Source organism: Streptomyces sp. NBC_00435 (assembly GCF_036014235.1).
GTDB lineage: Bacteria > Actinomycetota > Actinomycetes > Streptomycetales > Streptomycetaceae > Streptomyces.
On record NZ_CP107924.1, the window covers coordinates 312,279 to 330,896 of the forward strand.

Here is an 18,618-nt window from a genome sequence, read left to right on the forward strand (position 1 = left end):
TGATGCGTATGGGGATCACGGGAGAGCAGATAGGCCCCGCACGCTCCCGTGAGCGGTTCCTGGTGGGCGAATCCGCCGGGGCCGGGGTACGCGGTCCGATCCTGAACTCCTGGCTGCGCTGCCGGCTGCTGGGACTGTCACCGGACGGGACCGAGCTGCCCTACCGGGACGACTTCGATCCGGACAGCCGGCTCGTGCGCGCCGCCGCACCCGTCCTCGACGAGCTGGAGTCCCGCTTCTCGGGCAGCCGGATGAACATCGCCCTCGCCGACGCCGACGGCACGGTGCTGCAACGCCGATTCGGCGATCCCTCCCTGGCCCGCAGCCTGCCTCCCATCCAGATCGTGCCCGGCTTCGTCTTCGCCGAACGCTTCGGCGGGACCAACGGCATCGGCCTCGCGCTGGCCGAACGGGGCCCCGTCCAGGTCTACGGCGCGGAGCACTTCGCCGAACGCGCCCAGTCCAACGCCTGCTGCGCCATACCCATCCGCGACCAGATCAGCGGGCGGATCGCGGGCGTGCTCTGCTTCGGGTACCCACACGCCTACGAGCGTCCGTCCCTCGCCGTACTGCTGCGCCGGGCGGCCGGGACGATCGAGCGGCGGCTGACGGAGCAGAGTTCGGAGCGTGAGCGCGGGCTGCTGCGTGCGTACCTCGATGCCGAAGGGCGCGCCCTGACCGGCGGGAGCGGCGCGGACGCCCACGACGGGCACCGCACCGGGCCGACCGGCCCGGCGGCGCCGGCCGGGCTGGACGGGCTCGACGGGCTCGACGGGCTCGACGGGCTCGACGGGCTCGACGGGCTGGCCCAGCTGGACGGGCTCGACGATCTGGCGCTGGACCCGCACGACCAGACGATCCTCAAGGACCGGGCGACCGAGCTGATCTCCTCGTCCAAGCGGGCGGCGGTCGCCGTAGCGCTCCCCCACGGCCGGGCGGCCACCCTACTGAGCCGGCCCGTCACCAGCAGCTCCGGGGTGGAGGGCATGGTCGTCGAGGCGGTGCTCAGCAGCGACACACCCCCGGTCCATCACCTCTCCGTCGCGCCCCGCCCCGGCGCCACCCGCCCCGTACCGCCGCCCGCCGGACCGGGGGCGGAGCCAGGGCCTGCGCCCACCGAACCGGAGCCCACCGAATCGGAGTCCACCGGGCCCGCCCCCGCCGCCGGGTCCCGGCCCGGCACCGTCCGCGGCCTGGTGCTGGTGGGCGAACCGGAGGTCGGGAAGTACGCCATCGAGGCACGGCGGCGCCTGGAGCTGCTGGCCGAGGCCAGCACCCGGATCGGCACCACCCTGGACGTGGGCCGCACCGCCCGCGAGCTCGCCGAGATGGCGGTTCCGGCCCTCGCCGACCACGTCACCGTCGACCTGATCGGGGCCGTGCTGCGCGGCGACGACCCCACCGACCCCCGGCACGGCGACGACGCGGCCGGTCCCGGGACCGACCTGTACCGGTCCGTGGTCCACGGCATCCGCGACGACTGCCCCTTCTACCCGGCCGGCCGGGTAGTGCGGCTGCACCCCGGGAATCCGATCATGCGCTGCCTGACCGAGGGGCACACGTTCCTGGAACCCGAGCTGAAGTCCGCGGCCGGCTGGATCGGACAGGACCCCGAGCGCGCGCGGAAGGTCATGGCCTGCGGTGTGCACTCCCTGATCGCCGTTCCGCTGCTCGCCCGCGGCGTCCTGCTCGGTATCGCGAGCTTCTACCGCTCCCAGGACCCCGCCCCCTACGGGGAGGACGACAGCCGGCTCGCCCAGGAACTCGCGGCCCGCGCCGCCCTGTGCGTGGACAACGCCCGCCGCTACACCCGGGAACACGCCTTGGCCCTGACGCTCCAGCGCAGCCTGCTCCCCCGCGGACTGCCCGAGCAGGGTGCCGTCGAGGTCGCCCACCGCTATCTGCCCGCCGAATCCGGGGTCGGCGGCGACTGGTTCGATGTCATCCCCCTGTCCGGCGCCCGCGTAGCCCTCCTCGTGGGCGACGTCGTCGGACACGGGCTGCACGCCGCCGCGACGATGGGCCGGCTGCGGACCGCCGCGCGCAACTTCGCCGAACTGGAACTCGCCCCCGACGAACTCCTGACCCACCTGGACAACCTCCTGGTACGCATGGACCGGGAGGAGGGGGGCGACCACGCCACGGGCAGCACCGGCATCGTCGGCGCGACCTGCCTGTACGCCATCTACGACCCCACCTCACGGCAGTGCACCATGGCCAGGGCGGGCCACCTGCCGCCGGCCCTGGTCCGTCCGGACGGCACCGTGACCTTCCCCGACCTGCCCGCCGGCCCGCCGCTGGGCCTGGGCGGCCTGCCCTTCGAGACGGCCGAGATCGAGCTAGCCCGGGACAGCACGCTCGTCCTCTACACCGACGGGCTCGTCGAGGACCGCCACCGCGACATCGACGTCGCCCTCGAACTGCTCCGGCGCACCCTGGCCCACCCGGACCGGAGCCCCGAGGAAACCTGTCAGGCGGTCATGACCGCCATGACGCCCGAGCACCCTTCCGACGACATCGCCCTGCTCGTCGCCCGCACCCACACCCTGCCCGCCGACCGGATCGCGACCTGGGACATGCCGGCCGATCCCGCGCGGGTGTCCGCCATCCGGGCCGCCGCCACGCGCCAGCTGGCCCACTGGGGGCTGGAGGATGTCTCCTTCGCCGCCGAGCTGCTGCTGAGCGAACTGGTCACCAACGCCGTCCGCTACGGCACCGCACCGATCCAGGTACGCCTGATCCACGACCGCACCCTGATCTGCGAGGTCTCCGACGGCAGCAGTACCGCCCCGCACATGCGGCGGGCCGCCAACACGGACGAAGGCGGGCGCGGCCTGTTCCTCGTGGCACAGCTGGCCCAGTCCTGGGGCACCCGCTACACGCCCGGCGGCAAGGTGATCTGGGCCGAATGCGCCCTGGACGCCGGTTGAACCGGGGCCGATCCGGGGCGGAATCGGGTATCAATGCGGCTTGTCCACGTCATGCAGCGGATTGTCCCTTTCCTGCCAGTAGCATCCTCCCTGTCCCGCCCTCCCGAGAGGGGGATCCGAGGTAGGCCCCGGAGACGTCCGTGCATGACGCCCATGATCCTTCCGACACCTCGACCAGCGGCCCGCCCGCGCATTCCGCCGCCGAGCCGCTCCTGCGGGTCCGCGGCCTCGGCAAGCGGTTCGGCGGTACCGTCGCGCTGGACTCGGTCGACCTAGACCTCCACCGCGGCAGCGTGCTCGCCCTCCTGGGCCCCAACGGCGCCGGGAAGTCCACGCTCATCAAAGTGCTCGCCGGGGTCCACGGGGCCGACCAGGGCGAGGTGACGGTGGCCGGGCACCCGCTCGGGTCCGAGGCCGCCTCCGCGAAGATGTCGTTCATCCACCAGGACCTCGGGCTGGTGGAGTGGATGACGGTCGCCGAGAACATCGCCCTGGGGACGGGCTACCCGCGCCGCCACGGCCTGATCTCCTGGCGGCGCACCCGGGAGGGCTGCCAGGAGGCCCTGCGGACCGTCGCGGGACACCTCGACGCCGACGCCCGGATCGCGGACCTCGCACCCGCGGAACGTTCCCTGGTGGCCATCGCCCGTGCCCTCGCGCGCCGCACCGAGCTCTTCGTGCTCGACGAGCCGACCGCCACGCTCCCCGCCGCGGACTGCGCCCACCTCTTCGACGTCCTGCACGCGCTGCGCGACCGGGGGCACGCCGTCCTGTACGTCAGTCACCGGCTCGACGAGGTGTACCGGGTCGCGGACGCCTTCGCCGTCCTGCGCGACGGACGCCTCGTCAGCGGAGGTCCGCTCGCCGGGTACGGTCCCGCGCGTCTGGTCCGTGACATCGCGGGCGGCGTACCCGCCGGGCGGGGGCCCGCCGCCCCCGTGCGCGCCGGGCGTCCTCCCGTACTGCGCCTCGACGCCGTGACGACGCGGCGCACCGGGCCCGTCAGTCTGGAGCTGGCGCCCGGAGAGATCCTGGGCATGGTCGGGCTGATCGGCGCCGGCCATATGGACCTGGGCCGGGCCCTCGCCGGAGCGCTGCCGCCGCTCGGCGGGCGGGCCCTGCTCGACGGCCTGCCGTACCACCCGCGCAGCGTGGCCGCCGCCCTCGGCCGGGGAGTCGGCTTCGTGGCCGCCAACCGCCAGGAGGAGGGCTGCGCCCCCGATCTGACGGTCCGGGAGAACTTCCTGGCCAACCCCCGGGCATCGGGCGTACCGGCGTGGCACTGGCTCGGCGCCCGGCGCGAGCGGCGCGAGAGCGCCGCCCTGATCGAACGGTTCTCGGTGCGCCCCCGCGACGGCGAGGTGCCCATCGCCACCCTGTCCGGGGGCAATCAGCAGAAGGTCGTCCTCGGCCGGGCTCTCCGCGGGCGCCTGCGGCTGCTGGTCCTCGAGGAGCCGACCGCGAGCGTGGACGTCGGCGCCAAGGCGGCGGTCCACCGGCTGCTCGAGGAGGCCGCGGCCGGAGGCCTGGCGATCCTGCTGGTGTCCACCGACTTCGAGGAGGTCGCGGACCTCTGCCACCGCGCGCTGGTCTTCGTCCGCGGGAAGGTGGCGGCCGAGCAGGCGGGCACCGGCCTGACGCCCGTCGAGCTGACCCGCGCCGCCTCGGCCATGCCCCCGATCACCGGAAGCACGGCGGGCCCGTGACCCCCCGGTCCCCGCGCGGGCACATCGTCGGCAACTACGGCCTGCTGGCCCTGACCGCGCTGCTCTTCGTCGGCTTCTCCATCGCCCTGCCGGACACCTTCCCCACCCGGGACAACGTGTCCTCCATCCTGTCCAACCAGTCGATCCCCGCCCTCCTCGCGCTCGGTGCGACGATCCCCATCGCCACCGGCAAGTTCGACCTGTCCATCGGCTACGGGCTGGGGCTGGCGCACGTCATGGTGATGTACCTGGTCGTCGACCGGGCAACGCCCTGGCCGCTGGCCTGCCTCGCCGTCGTCCTCGGCGGAGCGCTGGTCGGCGCGGTGAACGGGGCCGTCGTCGAGTTCGCCCGGATCGACTCCTTCATCGCCACGCTCGGCACCGGCAGCATCATGTACGCCCTCACCGGATGGCTCACCGGCGGCAGCAGGATCGTGCCCGGCCCGGACGGCCTGCCCGCCGCCTTCACCCGTCTCTACGACGCCCGGTTCCTCGGTCTGCCCCTGCCCGCCTTCTACGTCCTCACCACGGTCGTCGTGCTCTGGGTGGTACTGGAGCGGCTGCCGTTCGGCCGGTACCTGTACGTCGTCGGTTCCAACCGGCGCGCCGCCGCCATCATCGGCATCCCCACCCACCGGTACTCCGTCTACGCCTTCGCCGCATCGGGACTCGTCGTGGGCATCGCCGGGGTCCTGCTGGCCGCGCAGCAGCAGACCGGCAACCCGAGCGTGGGCCTGGACTACCTGCTGCCCGCCTTCGTCGGCGCGCTGCTCGGCTCCACCACGATCAGGCCCGGCCGCGCCAACGCGCTCGGAACCCTCGTGGCCGTCAGCGTCCTCGCCGTCGGGCTCGCCGGAATCGGCCAGCTCGGCGCCCAGTTCTGGGCCACTCCGCTGTTCAACGGGGGCACCCTGCTGCTCGCCGTCGGACTGGCCGGCTACGCGGCCCGGCGGCGGCTGCGTACCCGGGCCGCGACCGACGGGCACCCGCCCGCGGGGCCGGCAGTGGGGCCAGGTCCGGCACCAGGACCTGCTCCGCCGGGGCCACCGGCGCCCGAAGCCCCGTAAACCCTCCAGCGCACCCCCGGTCAGGAGCACCGTGTACCACAACCGCACCAGTGTCCTTAAGGCCGCCACCCTGTGGACGGCGGCCGCCGCCGTCCTCACGGGCTGCGCGGGCGGCTCCTCCCCCGGCCCGGGCACGGTCTCACCCCCGCCCGCCGGCTGCCCGAGCGTGCTCGCCCGGGCGAAGGAGGCGGTCCAACGGGCCGAGCGTACGGACCTCACCTGGACCGGCCCCACGACCGGCCCCGAGGCGGTACCCGACAAGACCGTCGTCTACGTGGCCCAGACCATGACCAACCCCGGTGTCTCCGGAGTCGCCCAGGGCGTCCGGGAGGCCGCCGCGGCCATCGGCTGGCAGGTCCGGGTGATCGACGGGGACGGTACCCCGGCCGGCATCCAGGCCGCCCTCAGCCAGGCGGTCACCCTGAATCCCGCGGGCATCGTCATCGGCGGCTTCGACCCCCAGATCACGACGCAGCAGACGGCGCGTGCCCAGGCCGCGGGCATCGAGCTGGTCGGCTGGCACGCGGTCGGCGCCCCCGGCCCGAGCACGAACCCCAGACTCTTCACCAACATCACCACGAACGTGGAGGAGGTCGCGGCGGTCAGCGCCGACTGGGTCGTCGCCCGGTCCGGCGGCCACGCCGGGGTCGTCGTCTTCACGGACGACTCCATCCCGTTCGCCCGCAACAAGTCCGAGCTGATCAAACGCCGGCTCACCGACTGCCGCGGGGTCACACTGCTGACGACCGAGAACATCCCCATCCCGGACGCGAGTCAGCGCACCCCGCAGCAGGTCTCCTCGCTGGTGTCCCGATTCGGGGACCGGTGGACCGACTCCGTCGCCATCAACGACCTCTACTTCGCCGACGGCGCCCCGGCACTGCGCGGCGCCGGGCTCCCCGGCACGGGGCCGCCCTTCAACATCGGTGCGGGCGACGGCGACCCCTCCGCCTTCCAGCGCATCAACAGCGCGCAGTACCAGGCCGCCACCGTCCCCGAACCGCTGACGCAGCAGGGGTGGCAGATCGTCGACGAGTTCAACCGCGCCTTCGCGGGCCGGCCCGCCAGCGGCTACGTGGCACCCGTTCACGTGGTGACGGCCTCGAACAGCGGCGGAGCCACGTCCTGGGACCCGCGGGGCTACCGGGAGGGGTACCGGAAGATCTGGCACCGGGAGTGACCCGGTCGGCGTGGTCCGGACCCGGGCCCGGGCCACGCCGTGCGACTCCCCAGTCAGCGGGCGGCGGGGAAGATCTTCAGCCAGGTGCCGGAGGGGCGCGCGGTCGCGTCGGCGTACCCGTGACCGCCGGCTTGCGCGGCCGGTGCCTCGTAGGACACCTCGATCCGCACCTTCGGGAAGTCCGCGGCGAACGCCGCGACCGCCGTCCGCCCGGCCTGGCCCGGTCCGCGTTCGCAGACGAGCCGGACGGTGCCCTGGTCGATCCCGCGGATCCACTGCCGGAAGGACTGCGGGCGCATCTGCTGGCCGGGGGCCATCCGGTCTCGGATGGACCCGGCCACCTGGTCCAGGACGGCGGCCACCTCGTCGAGCGGCGCCTCGGTGGCACTGGGCGCCGGGTAGAGGAACGAGGCGTGGGGCTGCTGGTCGACCGCCGTGACCGTGCCCTGGAAGCGGTCGCCGTCGGGGCCGGCCACCTTGGCGTCGAAGGTCGCGGTGGCCGCGGCGACGGGACTGCCCGGGTAGCTCTTGACCCACAGGCCGCCGGCGCCCTGCTCGGCGTCGCCGACGCCGTAGCTCCCGTAGAGGCCGTCACCGGCCGTGAGCAGCCTCGCGTTACCACCGCTGAACAGCGCGTTGCGGTAACGGACGTCAAGCGAGAGGGTCGGGAAGTCCGACCGGAAATCCTTGATCACCGAGCGGCAGGAGTGGCACGGGCCCATGTCGGAGTACAGGTCGACCGTACCCCTGCGGACGGCGCTGATCCGCGTCCGGTACTGGGCGGTGCTCCGGCAGCCCAGGTGGTGGTAGATGGCGTCGGCGAGGAGGTTCACGGCCTGCCGCTCGGCGTCCTTGCGGTGCTGGACGCCCTGCAGGGCGCCGGTCCAGTCCGACGGCTCGGGCAGGTCCTGGTAGTAGTTGTCCCCGCGCGGTTCCTGGTGCGAGACGCTCTCGATCTCCCCTGCGAGGTCCGCGTACCCGATGAAGGCGATCGAGTACCGCAGTCGCGCCTTGTTCCTGAATGCCGCCGTGGTCATGGGCCCCCCACTCGCTCCCGGCGTACGCCGCGACCCGCCCGGACAGCCGGACCCCCCTTGCCGTACTCCGCCTGCCCATCATGAGGCCGGCAGATGGCAGGGGGATAGACGAATACTCGACGCCGCTCCGCCATCGACGGTGCACGAGCCCATATTTGGGCGTATGCCATCATCACGGACATGACCGATGCCGAGATCCTCCCCTTGCAGTTGACCGACCTCGACTCCGTCCTCGATCTCGGGCACCGGGCCTTCGATGTCGACTCGATGCCCTACACCTCGTGGTCGCTGTCGTCGGTGGCCGCGCACTGGGACGCCCAGCCGGACGCCTGCTGGACCGCCCGGGACGAAGAGGGCCTGCTCGGCTTCGTGCTGGGGTCACTGTCCTACGACGAGCGCGAGGACTGGGGGTACCTCGAGTGGATCGCGCTGGAGGAGCGCGCCCGGGGCCGGGGAGTCGCGAGCGCCCTGGTCGAGCACTGCTGTGACGCGCTCTTCGCGGCGGGGGCCTCCCGGATCATCACCGACGTGGAGGGCGGCAACGCGGCCTCGGCCTCGATGATGCGGCGCAACGGCTTCACCGAGAAGGTCACCGTCACCCTCTTCGTCCGGCTGAACCCCCGGGAACACACCAGCACGGGCACGCCCTCCCCCCAGGACCCGGCCCGATCCCGCCTGCGCCGCGCCGCCCGGGCCACCGAAGGACGCTCCCGCGCCTCCGGCGACCCGGCGTGACCGGTGTGACCGGTGTGACCGGCGTCGGGAAGCTCTCGCCGTAGCGCTCCGAGAAGGCCTCGCCCCAACCGTCGGGGGAGGGTCCGGAGGGCGGCCGGGCCGGGGCTCCGGTCGGCGCCGCTCAGGCGGCGTCGAGAGCTGCGGTGATCTTGCGGATCATGGCCGCTTCGGCGGGACCGGCTCCGCCGTGGTGGGCGCGGGAGGCGGCGTCCATGACGACGGAGATCGTGTCGCGGAAGTTGCCGACCTCACCGGGCGCCTTCGCCTTGAGCAGCGCGACGGAGTCGGTGAGGGCGGTGAAGGTCTGGTCGGCGAGGTCGGCGGTGGACCTGCCGGCGAGCTTCATGCCCTGGGGCTGGTGGGTGGTCAGAAGGCCTGTTCCGCCTGGTTACCGACGGCCTTGCGGGGCAGGGCCAGGCAGAGCACCGCGCACAGGAGGTACGCGGCTGTCGCCCACGGGGCCGCGTGGGTGATGGCGTTCGTGAGGCCCTTGCCGGCGTGGGAGAAGAAGACGTTGCCGATGACGGCGACACCGAGGGCTCCGCCGAACTGCTGGGCGGTGGACAGGATCCCGGAGGCGCCGCCGGCGAGGTGGCCGGGCACCGTACTCAGGGTGGTGTTGACCAGCGGGATGATCAGGAGGATCAGGCCGACGCCGGCCAGGAACAGGCCCGGGACCAGCGGCCAGGCGCCCGTGTGGAACTCGGCGGAGTCCCCGACCGTCCGGCGGACCCAGAACAGACCGCCGGCCATGACCAGGGCGCCGGTGATCAGAACGGTACGGCCCAGCCTGGCGACCAGCGGGTCGACCGCGGGGGCCGCGAGGATGGATCCCGAGCTGAAGGCGATCATCAGCAGACCGGCTTCGGCGGGGGTGTAACCCTGCCCGGTCTGGAGCCAGATGGTGAAGACGAGCATGAAGCCGGACATGCCGCCGTAGAAGAGGAGCTGGATGAGCAGGCCGGCGCTGAAGGCCGGCTTCCTGAAGAGGCCAGTGGGCAGCAGCGGGTGCTCGATGCCGCGCCTGGACTGAACGACCGCGATCGCGACGACGGTGAGCACGCCGGCGGCCAGGCAGATCCAGCCCCACAGCGGCCAGCCGTTGGACCGGCCCTGGACCAGCGGCAGCACGATGGCGACCATCGCCGCGGCCAGGAGGGCGTTGCCCACGAGGTCGATGCGGTCGGTGGATGCGCGGCCCCTGGAGCCGGGGATCCACTTGGCGCCCAGGACCAGGACCAGGACGGCGAGGGGAAGGTTGACGGCGAACACGGTCCGCCAGCCCCAGCCGAACAGGTTCCAGTCGGTCAGCACGCCGCCCAGCAGCACGCCGGCCGCGGTGGAGATGCCCGCGATGGCGCCGTAGAGGGCGAAGGCCTTCCCGCGCTCATCGCCGTCGAACATGGTGCGGAACGAGGCGAGGACCTGGGGCATGAGGATCGCGGCGGCCACGCCCTGGACACCCCGGGAGGCGACCAGCGTCGCCGCACTGCCGGCGAGAGCGCTGGCCAGGCTCGCGGCGGCGAAGGCGACCACCCCGGTCATGAACAGTTCCTTGCGGCCGTACCGGTCGCCGAGGTGGCCGGCGATGATCAGCGCGGCGGCGAAGCCGAGCATGTACGCGGACACGGTCCACTGCAGCTCGGCGGGGGTGGCGCCCAGCCCCTTGCCGATGGAGGGCAGCGCGGTGTTCACGATCGAACCGTCGATCATGTCCAGGAGCGCCGCGAGGATCATCACGAACGCGGCCGCCCACCGCTTGGGGTACGGCACCGCCCTGTCGGCGCCGGTGGCGGACATGTCCCCCGTGTCGGTCGTACTGGACGACATGATCACTCCCTAGAATTACTGGACTTTCCTATATCTTGAATCTCAAGCCATTAACACCATGAATGAAGGTATCTTGAATGTCAAGCGAAAAGGAGCCCGTCGAGTCCAGGCTGGGCAGAGCGGTGCAGGCCTACCAGGCCTCCGTCGACGACTTCGACCGTGAGCTGGCCCGGCTGATGGGGGTGAACGAGACCGGCCTGCGCTGCCTGGAGATCCTCCTGGCCACGGAGGAGGTCACCCCTCGCGAACTGAGCACACGGCTCGGCCTGACCACCGGGAGCGTCACCACGATGCTCGACCGCCTGGAGAAGCTCGGCTGCGTCACCCGCACCCCGCACCCCACCGATCGCCGCAAGACCCTGGTCCGCATCACCCCCGACACGGCCCAGCGCGCCTACGGGCTGATCACACCCTTCCTCGGCGAAGCCACCCGGCAGGTCCACGCCCGCTACTCCGCCGAACAGCTGGAACTGGTCGCCGACTTCCTCTCCGTCAACCAGGAGATCCAGCAGCGCCACGTCCACCGACTCCGGGAACTGCCGGCGCCCCACCCTGGCCGCACCGGCGGCAGGCAGGCCCCGGGCCCCCGGTCGTAGCCGGGCCGGCTCCTGGCGGACGGCCGGGATGGAGCTGTGAGGTCACTCGCGCACTGGCAGCGACCCGTCGGACGTCAACGCCACTCGCCCTGCCGGCGGTACGTGCCGGGCGCCTCGCCGTGCGCGCGCTCGACCGCGTTGGCGAAGGCGAACTCGGAGGTGTAGCCCACCTGGGCGGCGATGGACCTCAGTGGCGTGTCCGACGCCCGCGGCAGGCGGGCCGCCCTGGCCATCCGCCACCAGGTCGGGTACCGCAGGGGCGGCTGGCCGGTCAGCAGGGCGAAGCGTCGCGCGAACGGCGCACGGGATCCGTGCCCAGGCGGTGTCGGCCAGCGTGTGGCCCGCGAAGTACGCCGGCGCCGAGGTGATCGCCGCCGCCCTGGCGCCCCTGGTGCGGCCCGGCGGGCGGATCGTCTCGATCGCGACCCCGGTCGAGCCGCCCGCCGGCAGCGGGATCACCGCGATGCACATGGTCGCCCGCAACGCGTGGCCCAACTGTCGGCGCTCGTGGCGCTCGTCGACGCGGGCACGGTGACCATCGACGTCAGCGAGTCACGTCCGCTGGCCGCCCTCGCGGACGTCCACCGCCCCAGCGAGGCCGGCCGGACCCAAGGGAAGATCGTCATCCTTCCCGGTCACGGCACGCCCTAGCGGACGACGCGGGGCAGCCGCAGGCTGAGCAGGACGGTCAGTGCGATCAGGGCCAGCTGGACCAGCAGGGTCGTCTGGAGGGCCTCCTGCATGCCCTTGGACGGGACCAGGGCGAGGAACAGGCTGCCCAGGGTCGCGACGCCGAGGGCGAGGGCGGACTGCTGGGTGGTGACCATGACGCCGCCGCCCACCCCGGCCCGGTGCGCCGGTACGTCGGAGAGCATCAGGCGCATCAGCACGGGCAGTTGGAGGCCCTGCCCGAGGCCGGCGACGGCCACCCCCGGAGCGAGGGCGGCCACGGAGAGGTCGGGCCAGCCGGACCGGACGGTCAGCAGGAGCAGGGCGATGCCCACGGCCTGCACGATCCCGCCCGCGGTGACGACGCGGGTACCGAAGCGGCCGACCAGCCGGGGTCCGGCGAGGGAGGCCGCGAAGAAGGCGGCGGCCATCGGTACGAGGGCCAGGCCCGCGGCCACCGGGCCCATGGCCAGCCCCTGCTGCAGGGCCACGGCGACCACGAACATGAACCCGCTGAAACCGATCGAGAAGGGCACCGTCATCGCCAACCCGCGCCGCAGCGATTCCAGTCGCAGCAGGCTCGGCGGCACCAGCGGGGTCCGGCCCAGCCGGTCGGCGCGGCGTTCGGTCAGGTAGAACGCGGTGGCCGCGAGGGGGAACACCCCCAGGGACACCGCGGTCCACAGCGGCCAGCCCGCCGCCCGGCCCTCGGTCAGCGGCAGCAGCAGGGAGACCAGGGACAGGGCCAGCAGCAGGGTCCCGGGGACGTCGACCGCGGCGGGGCGGTCGGACCGGGTCTCCGGCACGACCCGGGCGACAAGGACCAGCCCCACGAGCACGACGGGGACATTGACGAGGAACACCGCGCGCCAGCCGGATCCGGCCAGGTCGGCCGCGACCAGCACCCCTCCGAGAATCTGGCCCAGGACCATGGACAGCCCGGCGGTCGCCCCGTAGAGGCTCATGGCGCGGGCCCGGCGCGGCCCCTGGGCGGTGGCCTGGATCGTGGCGAGCACCTGCGGGAGCATCAGTGCGGCCGCGGCGCCCTGGGCCACCCGCGCGCCGATCAGCGTCCAGGCGTCGGGGGCCAGTCCGCAGGCCAGGGAGGTGAGCCCGAAGGCGGCCATGCCGGTCAGGAAGAGCCTGCGGCGGCCGACCGTGTCACCGAGCCGCCCCCCGAGGACGAGCAGGACGGCGTACGAGACCCCGTACCCACCGACGACCAGTTCCAGCAGGGCCGGGCCCGCGGCGAGGTCGGCGTCGATGGCGGGCAGGGCCACGTTGACGATGAAGAAGTCGATCAGCGGCAGGGCCGCGCCCAGCAGGACGGTGAAGAGTCCGAGCGGGCCGAGCTGCGGGGCCCGACCCGCCGGGACGGGCGGGTGGGGGTACGGGTGGGTCGTGCGTACGGTTGCTTCGCTCACACAGAGGACGATCCTCCGTGCCCGAGCCTGGTACCAGAGTCTCCTCATCCTGGTACCAGGAGTACCTGGCACCAGGATGTGCGGTGCGGCACCCTGGTTCCATGACCACAGTGGCCCCCCGTACCGACGTACGCCGGCACGAGCTGGCCGAATTCCTGCGCAGCCGCCGCGAGCGGATCACTCCCGAGCAGGTGGGACTCGTACGCGGCCCCCGGCGGCGCACCCCGGGGCTGCGCCGCGAGGAGGTCGCACAGCTGTCGGCGGTCGGCGTGACCTGGTACACCTGGCTCGAGCAGGCCCGGGCGATCCAGGTGTCCCCGCAGGTCCTCGACGCGCTGGCGCGCACCCTGCTGCTGGACCCCACCGAGCGGACGCACCTGTTCGCACTGGCCGGGGCCACCGATCCGGCACCGCACACCCTCTGTCCGAGCGTGACCCCGGTGGTGCGCGCCGTGCTCGACCAGCTGGACCCGGTTCCGGCCTGTGTGCAGAACAGCCGGTACGACATCCTCGCCTACAACACCACGTACCGGCGGCTGCTGTGCGACCTGGACGCGCTGCCGCCGGAGGACCGCAACTGCCTGTGGCTGGCGTTCACCGATCCGGACTGGCGGGACGCCATGACGGACATGCCCGCCGCGCGACGGCTCATGGCCGCCAAGTTCCGGGCGTCGATGGCCGAGCACCTGGCCGAGCCGGCCTGGAAGGCCCTGCTGGCGCGGCTGGAGGCCGCGTCGCCGGAGTTCCGGGAGGTGTGGGCACGGCACGAGGTGGTCGGGCCCGGGGGAAGGGCGAAGTACCTCCGCAACGCCCAGGTGGGGACGTTGCACCTGGAGCAGACCAACCTGTGGCTGGGACCGGCGGCCGGACCCCGCGTGGTGGCCTACGTACCGCTGGACGAGCGGAGCCGTGAACGCCTGCGGCGGCTGCACGAGCTGACGCTCTCCGCGGCCGCCGCCTGAGAGGCGCTCAGATTCCGGCGAGGAACTCCCGGACGGCGGCCGCGAGACCTTCCGGGTCTGCCGTCGGGACGAAGTGGTCGGCGTCCAGGGAGCGGTACGCCGTTCCGGGGCGCCGGTCCGTCATCTCCAGGGCCTGGGAGGCGGGCAGGACCTGGCTGCGCAGGCCGTGGACCAGCAGTGCGGGGCAGTCGCTCGCGAGCCACTGCTTCCAGTGGTCCCCGTGGACGAGGTTCTCGGAGTCCACGGTGTCCGCCGGGTGGAAGGGCAGCCGCCAGCCGGATCCGTCGGGCAGTGGACGCAGCGCCGGCGCCACGGCGGGGGCGAGCGGACCGCAAGCGGCGAGGAGGTCCTCACGGGTGGGGGCGGTGTAGGGGAAGTTCAGTACGAAGGCGAGCGGGCTGACGCCGTGGTCGGGGAGGTCGACGGGGCCCTCGACATCGATGAGGGCCCCTACCAGCGCCGGGTGTTCGGCGGCCAGGTGATAGGCGTTGATCCCGCCGAGCGAATGGCCCAGGACGACGGTCCGGTCGATGCCGAGGTGGTCCAGGAGGGCGACCAGGTCGGCGAGGTAGCCGGCCCGGGTGTACTCACCGGCCCGGTCGGAGTCGCCGTGACCGCGCTGGTCGGGGGCGATGACCCGCCATTCGGGGCCGAGGGCGGCGGCCAGTGCCGTGAAGGAGGAGCCTTCGGAGAGGTGCCCGTGCAGGGCCAGGAGGGGGCGGCCGGTGCCGCCGAAGTCCAGGTAGGACAGGACACGGCCGTCGACGGTCAGGGTGGCGCGGGCGGGCTGGGCTGCGGACATCGGGATCTCCCCCTGGTTGGCACCGGGCACCACCAGCGGTAGCGGTGCGGGCTGTCGGGGCAACCATACAACCGTCTATGACGGTTGTTCAATACGCTTGTATGGATCTCTTTCGGAGGTGCGCCGCGTTACCGCACGGCAAGAGGCTCCGCACTCGGGCGCGCGAGCGCGGCCGAGTGCGGGGCCTCCCGTGGACCGGAACGGTCAGGGCGCCATCTCGTAGGCCCCGGCCAGGGACTCCACCCTCGCCCAGACGCGTGCCGCCCGATCGGTGTCGAGTGCCGGGCGGCGGACCGCGCCCAGCGCCCAGGCCTGCTGGTCCGCGGTGGCGGAGTCCTTGCCGTGCAGCTCGACCGCGTGGGCGGAGAAGTCGCGGACGAGGACGCCGAACAGCTCGTCGAGCACGTCCTCGTCCAGGCCGGTCAGGCGGGCCTGCTCCAGGACCAACTCGCCGTGCACGACCAGTGCGAACAGCTGGCCGACCGCCAGGAGGAGGTCGAGGTCGCGGCTCTGCGCCTCGTCCGGGGCGGCCGTGGTGACGAACTCGCACAGGGCGTCGGCCTGTTCGCGGAACCGGGCGACGTTGGGCACGGCCGCGTACGCGTCGTAGGCGGTGCGCCAGTCGTGGAAGCGTACGGAGCCCAGACCGCGGGCCGGGCCCTGCCGGAAGAGGAACCCGTCGTCAGCCGCGTCGAGCCGGGTCGGCACGGGTGCGTAGTCGACCGGTTCCAGCAGGTGGTTGCGCATGAACTTGAGGATCAGCGCGAGGTTGACGTGGACCGTGCCCTCCAGCTTCGGCAGGCCGCGGATCTCGACTGCCGCCTGGGCGAAGTAGGTGTCCTTCTCGAAGCCCTTGGCCGCGATGACGTCCCACAGCAGGTCGATGACCTTCTCGCCCTCCGTGGTCACCTTCATCTTGGTCATCGGATTGAAGAGGAGGTAACGGCGGTCGTCGGGGCCGGCGGAGCGGAAGTAGTCCACGGCGCGGTCGCTGAACAGCTTCATCCCCACGAGGCGGACGTACGCGTCGGTGAGCTCACGGCGCACGTGCGGGAAGGCCGTGACCGGGCGGCCGTAGAGGATCCGGCCCTGGGCGTGGGTGACGGCCTCGTACATCGCGTGCTCGCAGATGCCGATCGAGGCGGTGCAGAGGTTGAACTTGCCGACGTTGACGGTGTTGAGGGCGGCGTCGAAGGCGGCGCGGCCGGTGTGCAGGACGTCCTCCGCGGCGACCGGGTAGTCCACGAGACGGAACTCGCTGACGTACTTGGAGGAGTCGACGACGTTCTTCACGAGCTGGTACGCGGGGTGGCGGCTGTCGGCGGCGAAGAAGACGTACCCGTCGGGGCCTTCGACGTCGGTGCGGCGGCCGAAGACGGAGACGAGCCCGGCGGCGTTGCCGTTGCCGATGTAGTACTTGGATCCGCTGGCCCGGAAGCCGCCGGCGCCTTCACCGGCACCGGCACCGTCGCCGTCGCCGTCACCGTCGACGGACGGCTCCAGCAGCATGTCGGTGGAGTAGATGTCCGCGCCGTGCGACTTCTCGGACAGGCCGAAGGCGAACACCTCTCCCTCGGCGAGGAGCTGAGCGGCGCGGGCGCGGGCGGCGGCGTTGCCGCTCTGCCAGACCGGGCCGAGACCGAGGATGGTCACCTGCCAGGCGTACCAGTAGTCGAGGCCGTAGAAGCCGAGGATCTCGTTGAGGGCGGCGATGCGCGCGGTGTCCCAGCGCTTGTCGGACTCGTCCTGTCCGGCGGCGGGCTCCGGGGTGAGGAAGGTGGCGAAGAGCCCCTCCTTGGCGGAGAACGCGAGGAAGTCCGCCAGCCAGGCGCGGGACCGGTAGTCCTCGATCAGCCGGCGCTTGCCCCGGTCCTCGAACCAGTCGACGGTCGCGCGGAGCAGCCTGCGGGTCTCGGGGTCGAAGTGCGCGGGGTCGTAGGTGCGCGGGTTGAACAGCAACGGGTCGATCATGGACGTTCGCCTTCCGGTCGGAGGATGAGGGGTGAAGGGATGAGGAGGTGAAGGAACAACGGGAGGGGGCGCGGGGTCAGGGCGCGGCCAGGCCGTGGAGCGTGGCGAGTACGTCCTCCAGCCAGGCGAGCTGCATGCGCTCGTAGGCGATGCCGCCGCGGAGCACGACGTGCTGGAGTTCCCGGCCGGGGCCCGGGGCGGCCGCGGCGTCCGGGCCGGTGAAATCGCGCGACTCCCCCGCCAGGTAGTGCGTGAGCCGGTCGGCATGGGCCTGGTGGTGCCGCTCGACCTCGCGGATCAGGGCGGCCGGGTCGTCGAAGGCCGCGCCGCGGATCTTCACGGCGAGTTCGTGCCGGACGGTGTCGGGCTGGATCGGCTCGTGGAGCCAGCCCGCGAGGGCGGCCCGGCCCACCGCCGTGACGGTGTACTCCTTCTTGTCCGGCCGCGCCCGCTGCGGCACCTCGCGGACGTCCAGCCGTCCGTCGCCCTCCATGCGCCCGAGCACGCGGTAGATCTGCTGGTGGGTAGCGGTCCAGAAGTAGCCGATGGACCTCTCGAACCGGCGGGCCAGCTCGTAGCCGGAGCCCGGCTGTTCCAGCAGGGAGACGAGGATCGCGTGCTCGAGTGCCATGCCCCTGATCTTTCTATGCAACTCGTTGCATAGACAAGCGTCACCACCGCGGTGAGACGTGGCTCACCCGCCGCACGGAGCGTCCGGGCGGGCGGCGGAACCCTCGGAGCCGAAGGCCCGGCCGTCTCGGTTAGGGTCGGCGGGACAGCAACATCACGAACCGACGAACGACCACGAGGAGCAGCCGTGAGCCAGCCGGCTTCCACCGCCCTGCAGCAGGAGATCGCCCGGGACCTCCTGGTGGCCGAAAGCTTCGACGCGCAGCGGGAGATCGAACGCCGGGTGGCGTTCCTGGCCGAACGGCTCACCTCCACCGGCCTGCGCTCCCTGGTGCTCGGGATCAGCGGCGGGGTGGACTCCACTACGGCCGGCCGGCTCTGCCAGCTCGCCGTGGAGCGGGCCCGCGCGGCCGGTCACGACGCGACGTTCTACGCCATGCGGCTGCCCTACGGGGTCCAGGCCGACGAGGGGGACGCGCAGCTCGCGCTCGGCTTCATCGACGCCGACCGGGTGCTGACCGTGGACGTCAAGCCCGCGAGCGACGCCGCGCTCTCGGCCTCGCTGGCCGGCGGCACCGTCTTCCGGGACGCCCACCACCAGGACTTCGTGCAGGGCAACATCAAGGCCCGCCAGCGCATGGTCGCCCAGTACGCGGTGGCCGGCGCGCACGACGGCCTGGTCGTCGGCACCGACCACGCCGCCGAGGCGGTGTCCGGCTTCTTCACCAAGTTCGGCGACGGCGCGGCCGACGTGGTCCCGCTGACCGGCCTGACCAAGCGGCGGGTGCGTGCCTGCGCCGATGCCCTGGGCGCCCCCGCCGAGCTGGTCTGGAAGACGCCCACGGCGGACCTGGAGACCCTGGACCCGGGCAAGGCCGACGAGGACGCGCTCGGTGTCACGTACGACGAGATCGACGATTTCCTGGAGGGCAAGCCGGTCGGCGAGCGGGCCTTCGACACCATCGTCCGCCGCTACCGGCTGACCGAGCACAAGCGGCAGCTGCCGATCGCGCCGTAGCGGACCGTACCGGGCCGCCATCACGGCCGCGCACCCCGCCGGGAAGGACCGGCAGGGGGCG

At 72.7% G+C, this 18,618-nt stretch carries 17 protein-coding genes and 1 pseudogene; 10 read left to right on the forward strand and 8 right to left on the reverse strand.

Annotated elements, in window-relative coordinates; all coding sequences use genetic code 11:
• Window positions 1-8: 8 nt before the first annotated feature.
• The 4 genes from OG389_RS01440 (at window position 9) to OG389_RS01455 (ending at window position 6,883) form a co-directional block, all read left to right on the forward strand.
• Window positions 9-2,930 (forward strand): SpoIIE family protein phosphatase, encoded by a 2,922-nt coding sequence (locus tag OG389_RS01440; protein ID WP_328296592.1) that lies wholly within the window; start codon window positions 9-11, stop codon window positions 2,928-2,930.
• Window positions 2,931-3,070: 140 nt separating this feature from the next.
• On the forward strand, window positions 3,071-4,636 hold the full coding sequence (locus tag OG389_RS01445; RefSeq protein ID WP_328296593.1) for a sugar ABC transporter ATP-binding protein: 1,566 nt from the start codon (window positions 3,071-3,073) through the stop codon (window positions 4,634-4,636).
• Window positions 4,633-5,703 carry an ABC transporter permease gene (locus OG389_RS01450; protein ID WP_328296594.1) on the forward strand — a complete coding sequence of 357 codons (1,071 nt, stop codon included), beginning with the start codon at window positions 4,633-4,635 and terminating at the stop codon, window positions 5,701-5,703. Before OG389_RS01445 ends, OG389_RS01450 begins: the two co-directional genes overlap by 4 nt.
• A 31-nt stretch (window positions 5,704-5,734) precedes the next feature.
• Window positions 5,735-6,883: a substrate-binding domain-containing protein gene (locus tag OG389_RS01455; protein WP_328296595.1), complete on the forward strand. Its 1,149-nt coding sequence runs from the start codon at window positions 5,735-5,737 to the stop codon at window positions 6,881-6,883.
• Between the two features lie 53 nt (window positions 6,884-6,936).
• Here the strand turns inward: OG389_RS01455 and OG389_RS01460 are convergent, their stop codons facing one another.
• The gene (locus OG389_RS01460) at window positions 6,937-7,920 is read right to left on the reverse strand and encodes a deaminase domain-containing protein (protein ID WP_328296596.1); all 984 of its coding nucleotides are present in this window, start codon (window positions 7,918-7,920) and stop codon (window positions 6,937-6,939) included.
• Between the two features lie 180 nt (window positions 7,921-8,100).
• Here OG389_RS01460 and OG389_RS01465 point away from each other — a divergent pair, with 180 nt between their 5' ends.
• The gene (locus tag OG389_RS01465) at window positions 8,101-8,655 is read left to right on the forward strand and encodes a GNAT family N-acetyltransferase (protein WP_328296597.1); all 555 of its coding nucleotides are present in this window, start codon (window positions 8,101-8,103) and stop codon (window positions 8,653-8,655) included.
• Window positions 8,656-8,776: 121 nt separating this feature from the next.
• On the opposite strand, the gene OG389_RS01470 is transcribed toward OG389_RS01465, so the two are convergent.
• Together OG389_RS01470 and OG389_RS01475 are read right to left on the reverse strand one after the other, a co-directional pair.
• On the reverse strand, window positions 8,777-9,001 hold the full coding sequence (locus OG389_RS01470) for a hypothetical protein (protein WP_328296598.1): 225 nt from the start codon (window positions 8,999-9,001) through the stop codon (window positions 8,777-8,779).
• A gap of 20 nt (window positions 9,002-9,021) precedes the next feature.
• Window positions 9,022-10,485, reverse strand: coding sequence for an MFS transporter (locus OG389_RS01475; protein WP_328296599.1), 1,464 nt, complete (start codon window positions 10,483-10,485; stop codon window positions 9,022-9,024).
• A gap of 77 nt (window positions 10,486-10,562) precedes the next feature.
• Here OG389_RS01475 and OG389_RS01480 point away from each other — a divergent pair, with 77 nt between their 5' ends.
• Complete coding sequence (locus OG389_RS01480; protein WP_328296600.1) at window positions 10,563-11,081, forward strand: MarR family winged helix-turn-helix transcriptional regulator; 519 nt, start codon at window positions 10,563-10,565, stop codon at window positions 11,079-11,081.
• Between the two features lie 74 nt (window positions 11,082-11,155).
• Here OG389_RS01480 and OG389_RS01485 read toward each other — a convergent pair.
• A pseudogene (locus tag OG389_RS01485) lies at window positions 11,156-11,389 on the reverse strand (helix-turn-helix domain-containing protein); the annotation flags it as partial.
• 14 nt (window positions 11,390-11,403) lie between these two features.
• On the opposite strand from OG389_RS01485, the gene OG389_RS01490 reads away from it, so the two are divergent.
• The gene (locus OG389_RS01490) at window positions 11,404-11,616 is read left to right on the forward strand and encodes a hypothetical protein (protein WP_328296601.1); all 213 of its coding nucleotides are present in this window, start codon (window positions 11,404-11,406) and stop codon (window positions 11,614-11,616) included.
• Window positions 11,589-11,732, forward strand: coding sequence for a zinc-binding dehydrogenase (locus OG389_RS01495; protein ID WP_328296602.1), 144 nt, complete (start codon window positions 11,589-11,591; stop codon window positions 11,730-11,732). Before OG389_RS01490 ends, OG389_RS01495 begins: the two co-directional genes overlap by 28 nt.
• On the opposite strand, the gene OG389_RS01500 is transcribed toward OG389_RS01495, so the two are convergent.
• On the reverse strand, window positions 11,729-13,222 hold the full coding sequence (locus OG389_RS01500; protein ID WP_328296603.1) for an MFS transporter: 1,494 nt from the start codon (window positions 13,220-13,222) through the stop codon (window positions 11,729-11,731). The genes OG389_RS01495 and OG389_RS01500 overlap by 4 nt on opposite strands.
• 53 nt (window positions 13,223-13,275) lie before the next feature.
• Here OG389_RS01500 and OG389_RS01505 point away from each other — a divergent pair, with 53 nt between their 5' ends.
• Window positions 13,276-14,136 carry a helix-turn-helix transcriptional regulator gene (locus tag OG389_RS01505; protein ID WP_328296604.1) on the forward strand — a complete coding sequence of 287 codons (861 nt, stop codon included), beginning with the start codon at window positions 13,276-13,278 and terminating at the stop codon, window positions 14,134-14,136.
• Between the two features lie 7 nt (window positions 14,137-14,143).
• On the opposite strand, the gene OG389_RS01510 is transcribed toward OG389_RS01505, so the two are convergent.
• The 3 genes from OG389_RS01510 to OG389_RS01520 all read right to left on the reverse strand — a co-directional run bounded on the left by OG389_RS01510 (window position 14,144) and on the right by OG389_RS01520 (window position 17,540).
• Window positions 14,144-14,938: an alpha/beta fold hydrolase gene (locus tag OG389_RS01510; protein WP_328296605.1), complete on the reverse strand. Its 795-nt coding sequence runs from the start codon at window positions 14,936-14,938 to the stop codon at window positions 14,144-14,146.
• Between the two features lie 204 nt (window positions 14,939-15,142).
• Window positions 15,143-16,909, reverse strand: coding sequence for an acyl-CoA dehydrogenase family protein (locus OG389_RS01515; protein WP_328296606.1), 1,767 nt, complete (start codon window positions 16,907-16,909; stop codon window positions 15,143-15,145).
• Window positions 16,910-16,985: 76 nt separating this feature from the next.
• Window positions 16,986-17,540 carry a PadR family transcriptional regulator gene (locus OG389_RS01520; protein ID WP_328296607.1) on the reverse strand — a complete coding sequence of 185 codons (555 nt, stop codon included), beginning with the start codon at window positions 17,538-17,540 and terminating at the stop codon, window positions 16,986-16,988.
• Window positions 17,541-17,726: 186 nt separating this feature from the next.
• On the opposite strand from OG389_RS01520, the gene nadE reads away from it, so the two are divergent.
• Entirely contained in the window at window positions 17,727-18,557 is an 831-nt protein-coding gene (nadE, locus tag OG389_RS01525) for an ammonia-dependent NAD(+) synthetase (protein ID WP_328296608.1), read from the forward strand.
• Window positions 18,558-18,618: the final 61 nt, after the last annotated feature.

What these genes read in the sequence shown, in the direction of transcription:
- OG389_RS01440 (WP_328296592.1), top strand. Translation starts at nt 9, where the DNA reads ATGGGGATCACGGGAGAGCAGATAGGCCCCGCACGCTCCCGTGAGCGG.
- OG389_RS01460 (WP_328296596.1), bottom strand. Translation starts at nt 7,920, where the DNA reads ATGACCACGGCGGCATTCAGGAACAAGGCGCGACTGCGGTACTCGATC.
- OG389_RS01465 (WP_328296597.1), top strand. Translation starts at nt 8,101, where the DNA reads ATGACCGATGCCGAGATCCTCCCCTTGCAGTTGACCGACCTCGACTCC.
- OG389_RS01470 (WP_328296598.1), bottom strand. Translation starts at nt 9,001, where the DNA reads ATGAAGCTCGCCGGCAGGTCCACCGCCGACCTCGCCGACCAGACCTTC.
- OG389_RS01475 (WP_328296599.1), bottom strand. Translation starts at nt 10,485, where the DNA reads ATGTCGTCCAGTACGACCGACACGGGGGACATGTCCGCCACCGGCGCC.
- OG389_RS01480 (WP_328296600.1), top strand. Translation starts at nt 10,563, where the DNA reads ATGTCAAGCGAAAAGGAGCCCGTCGAGTCCAGGCTGGGCAGAGCGGTG.
- OG389_RS01500 (WP_328296603.1), bottom strand. Translation starts at nt 13,222, where the DNA reads ATGAGGAGACTCTGGTACCAGGCTCGGGCACGGAGGATCGTCCTCTGT.
- OG389_RS01505 (WP_328296604.1), top strand. Translation starts at nt 13,276, where the DNA reads ATGACCACAGTGGCCCCCCGTACCGACGTACGCCGGCACGAGCTGGCC.
- OG389_RS01510 (WP_328296605.1), bottom strand. Translation starts at nt 14,938, where the DNA reads ATGTCCGCAGCCCAGCCCGCCCGCGCCACCCTGACCGTCGACGGCCGT.
- OG389_RS01515 (WP_328296606.1), bottom strand. Translation starts at nt 16,909, where the DNA reads ATGATCGACCCGTTGCTGTTCAACCCGCGCACCTACGACCCCGCGCAC.
- OG389_RS01520 (WP_328296607.1), bottom strand. Translation starts at nt 17,540, where the DNA reads ATGGCACTCGAGCACGCGATCCTCGTCTCCCTGCTGGAACAGCCGGGC.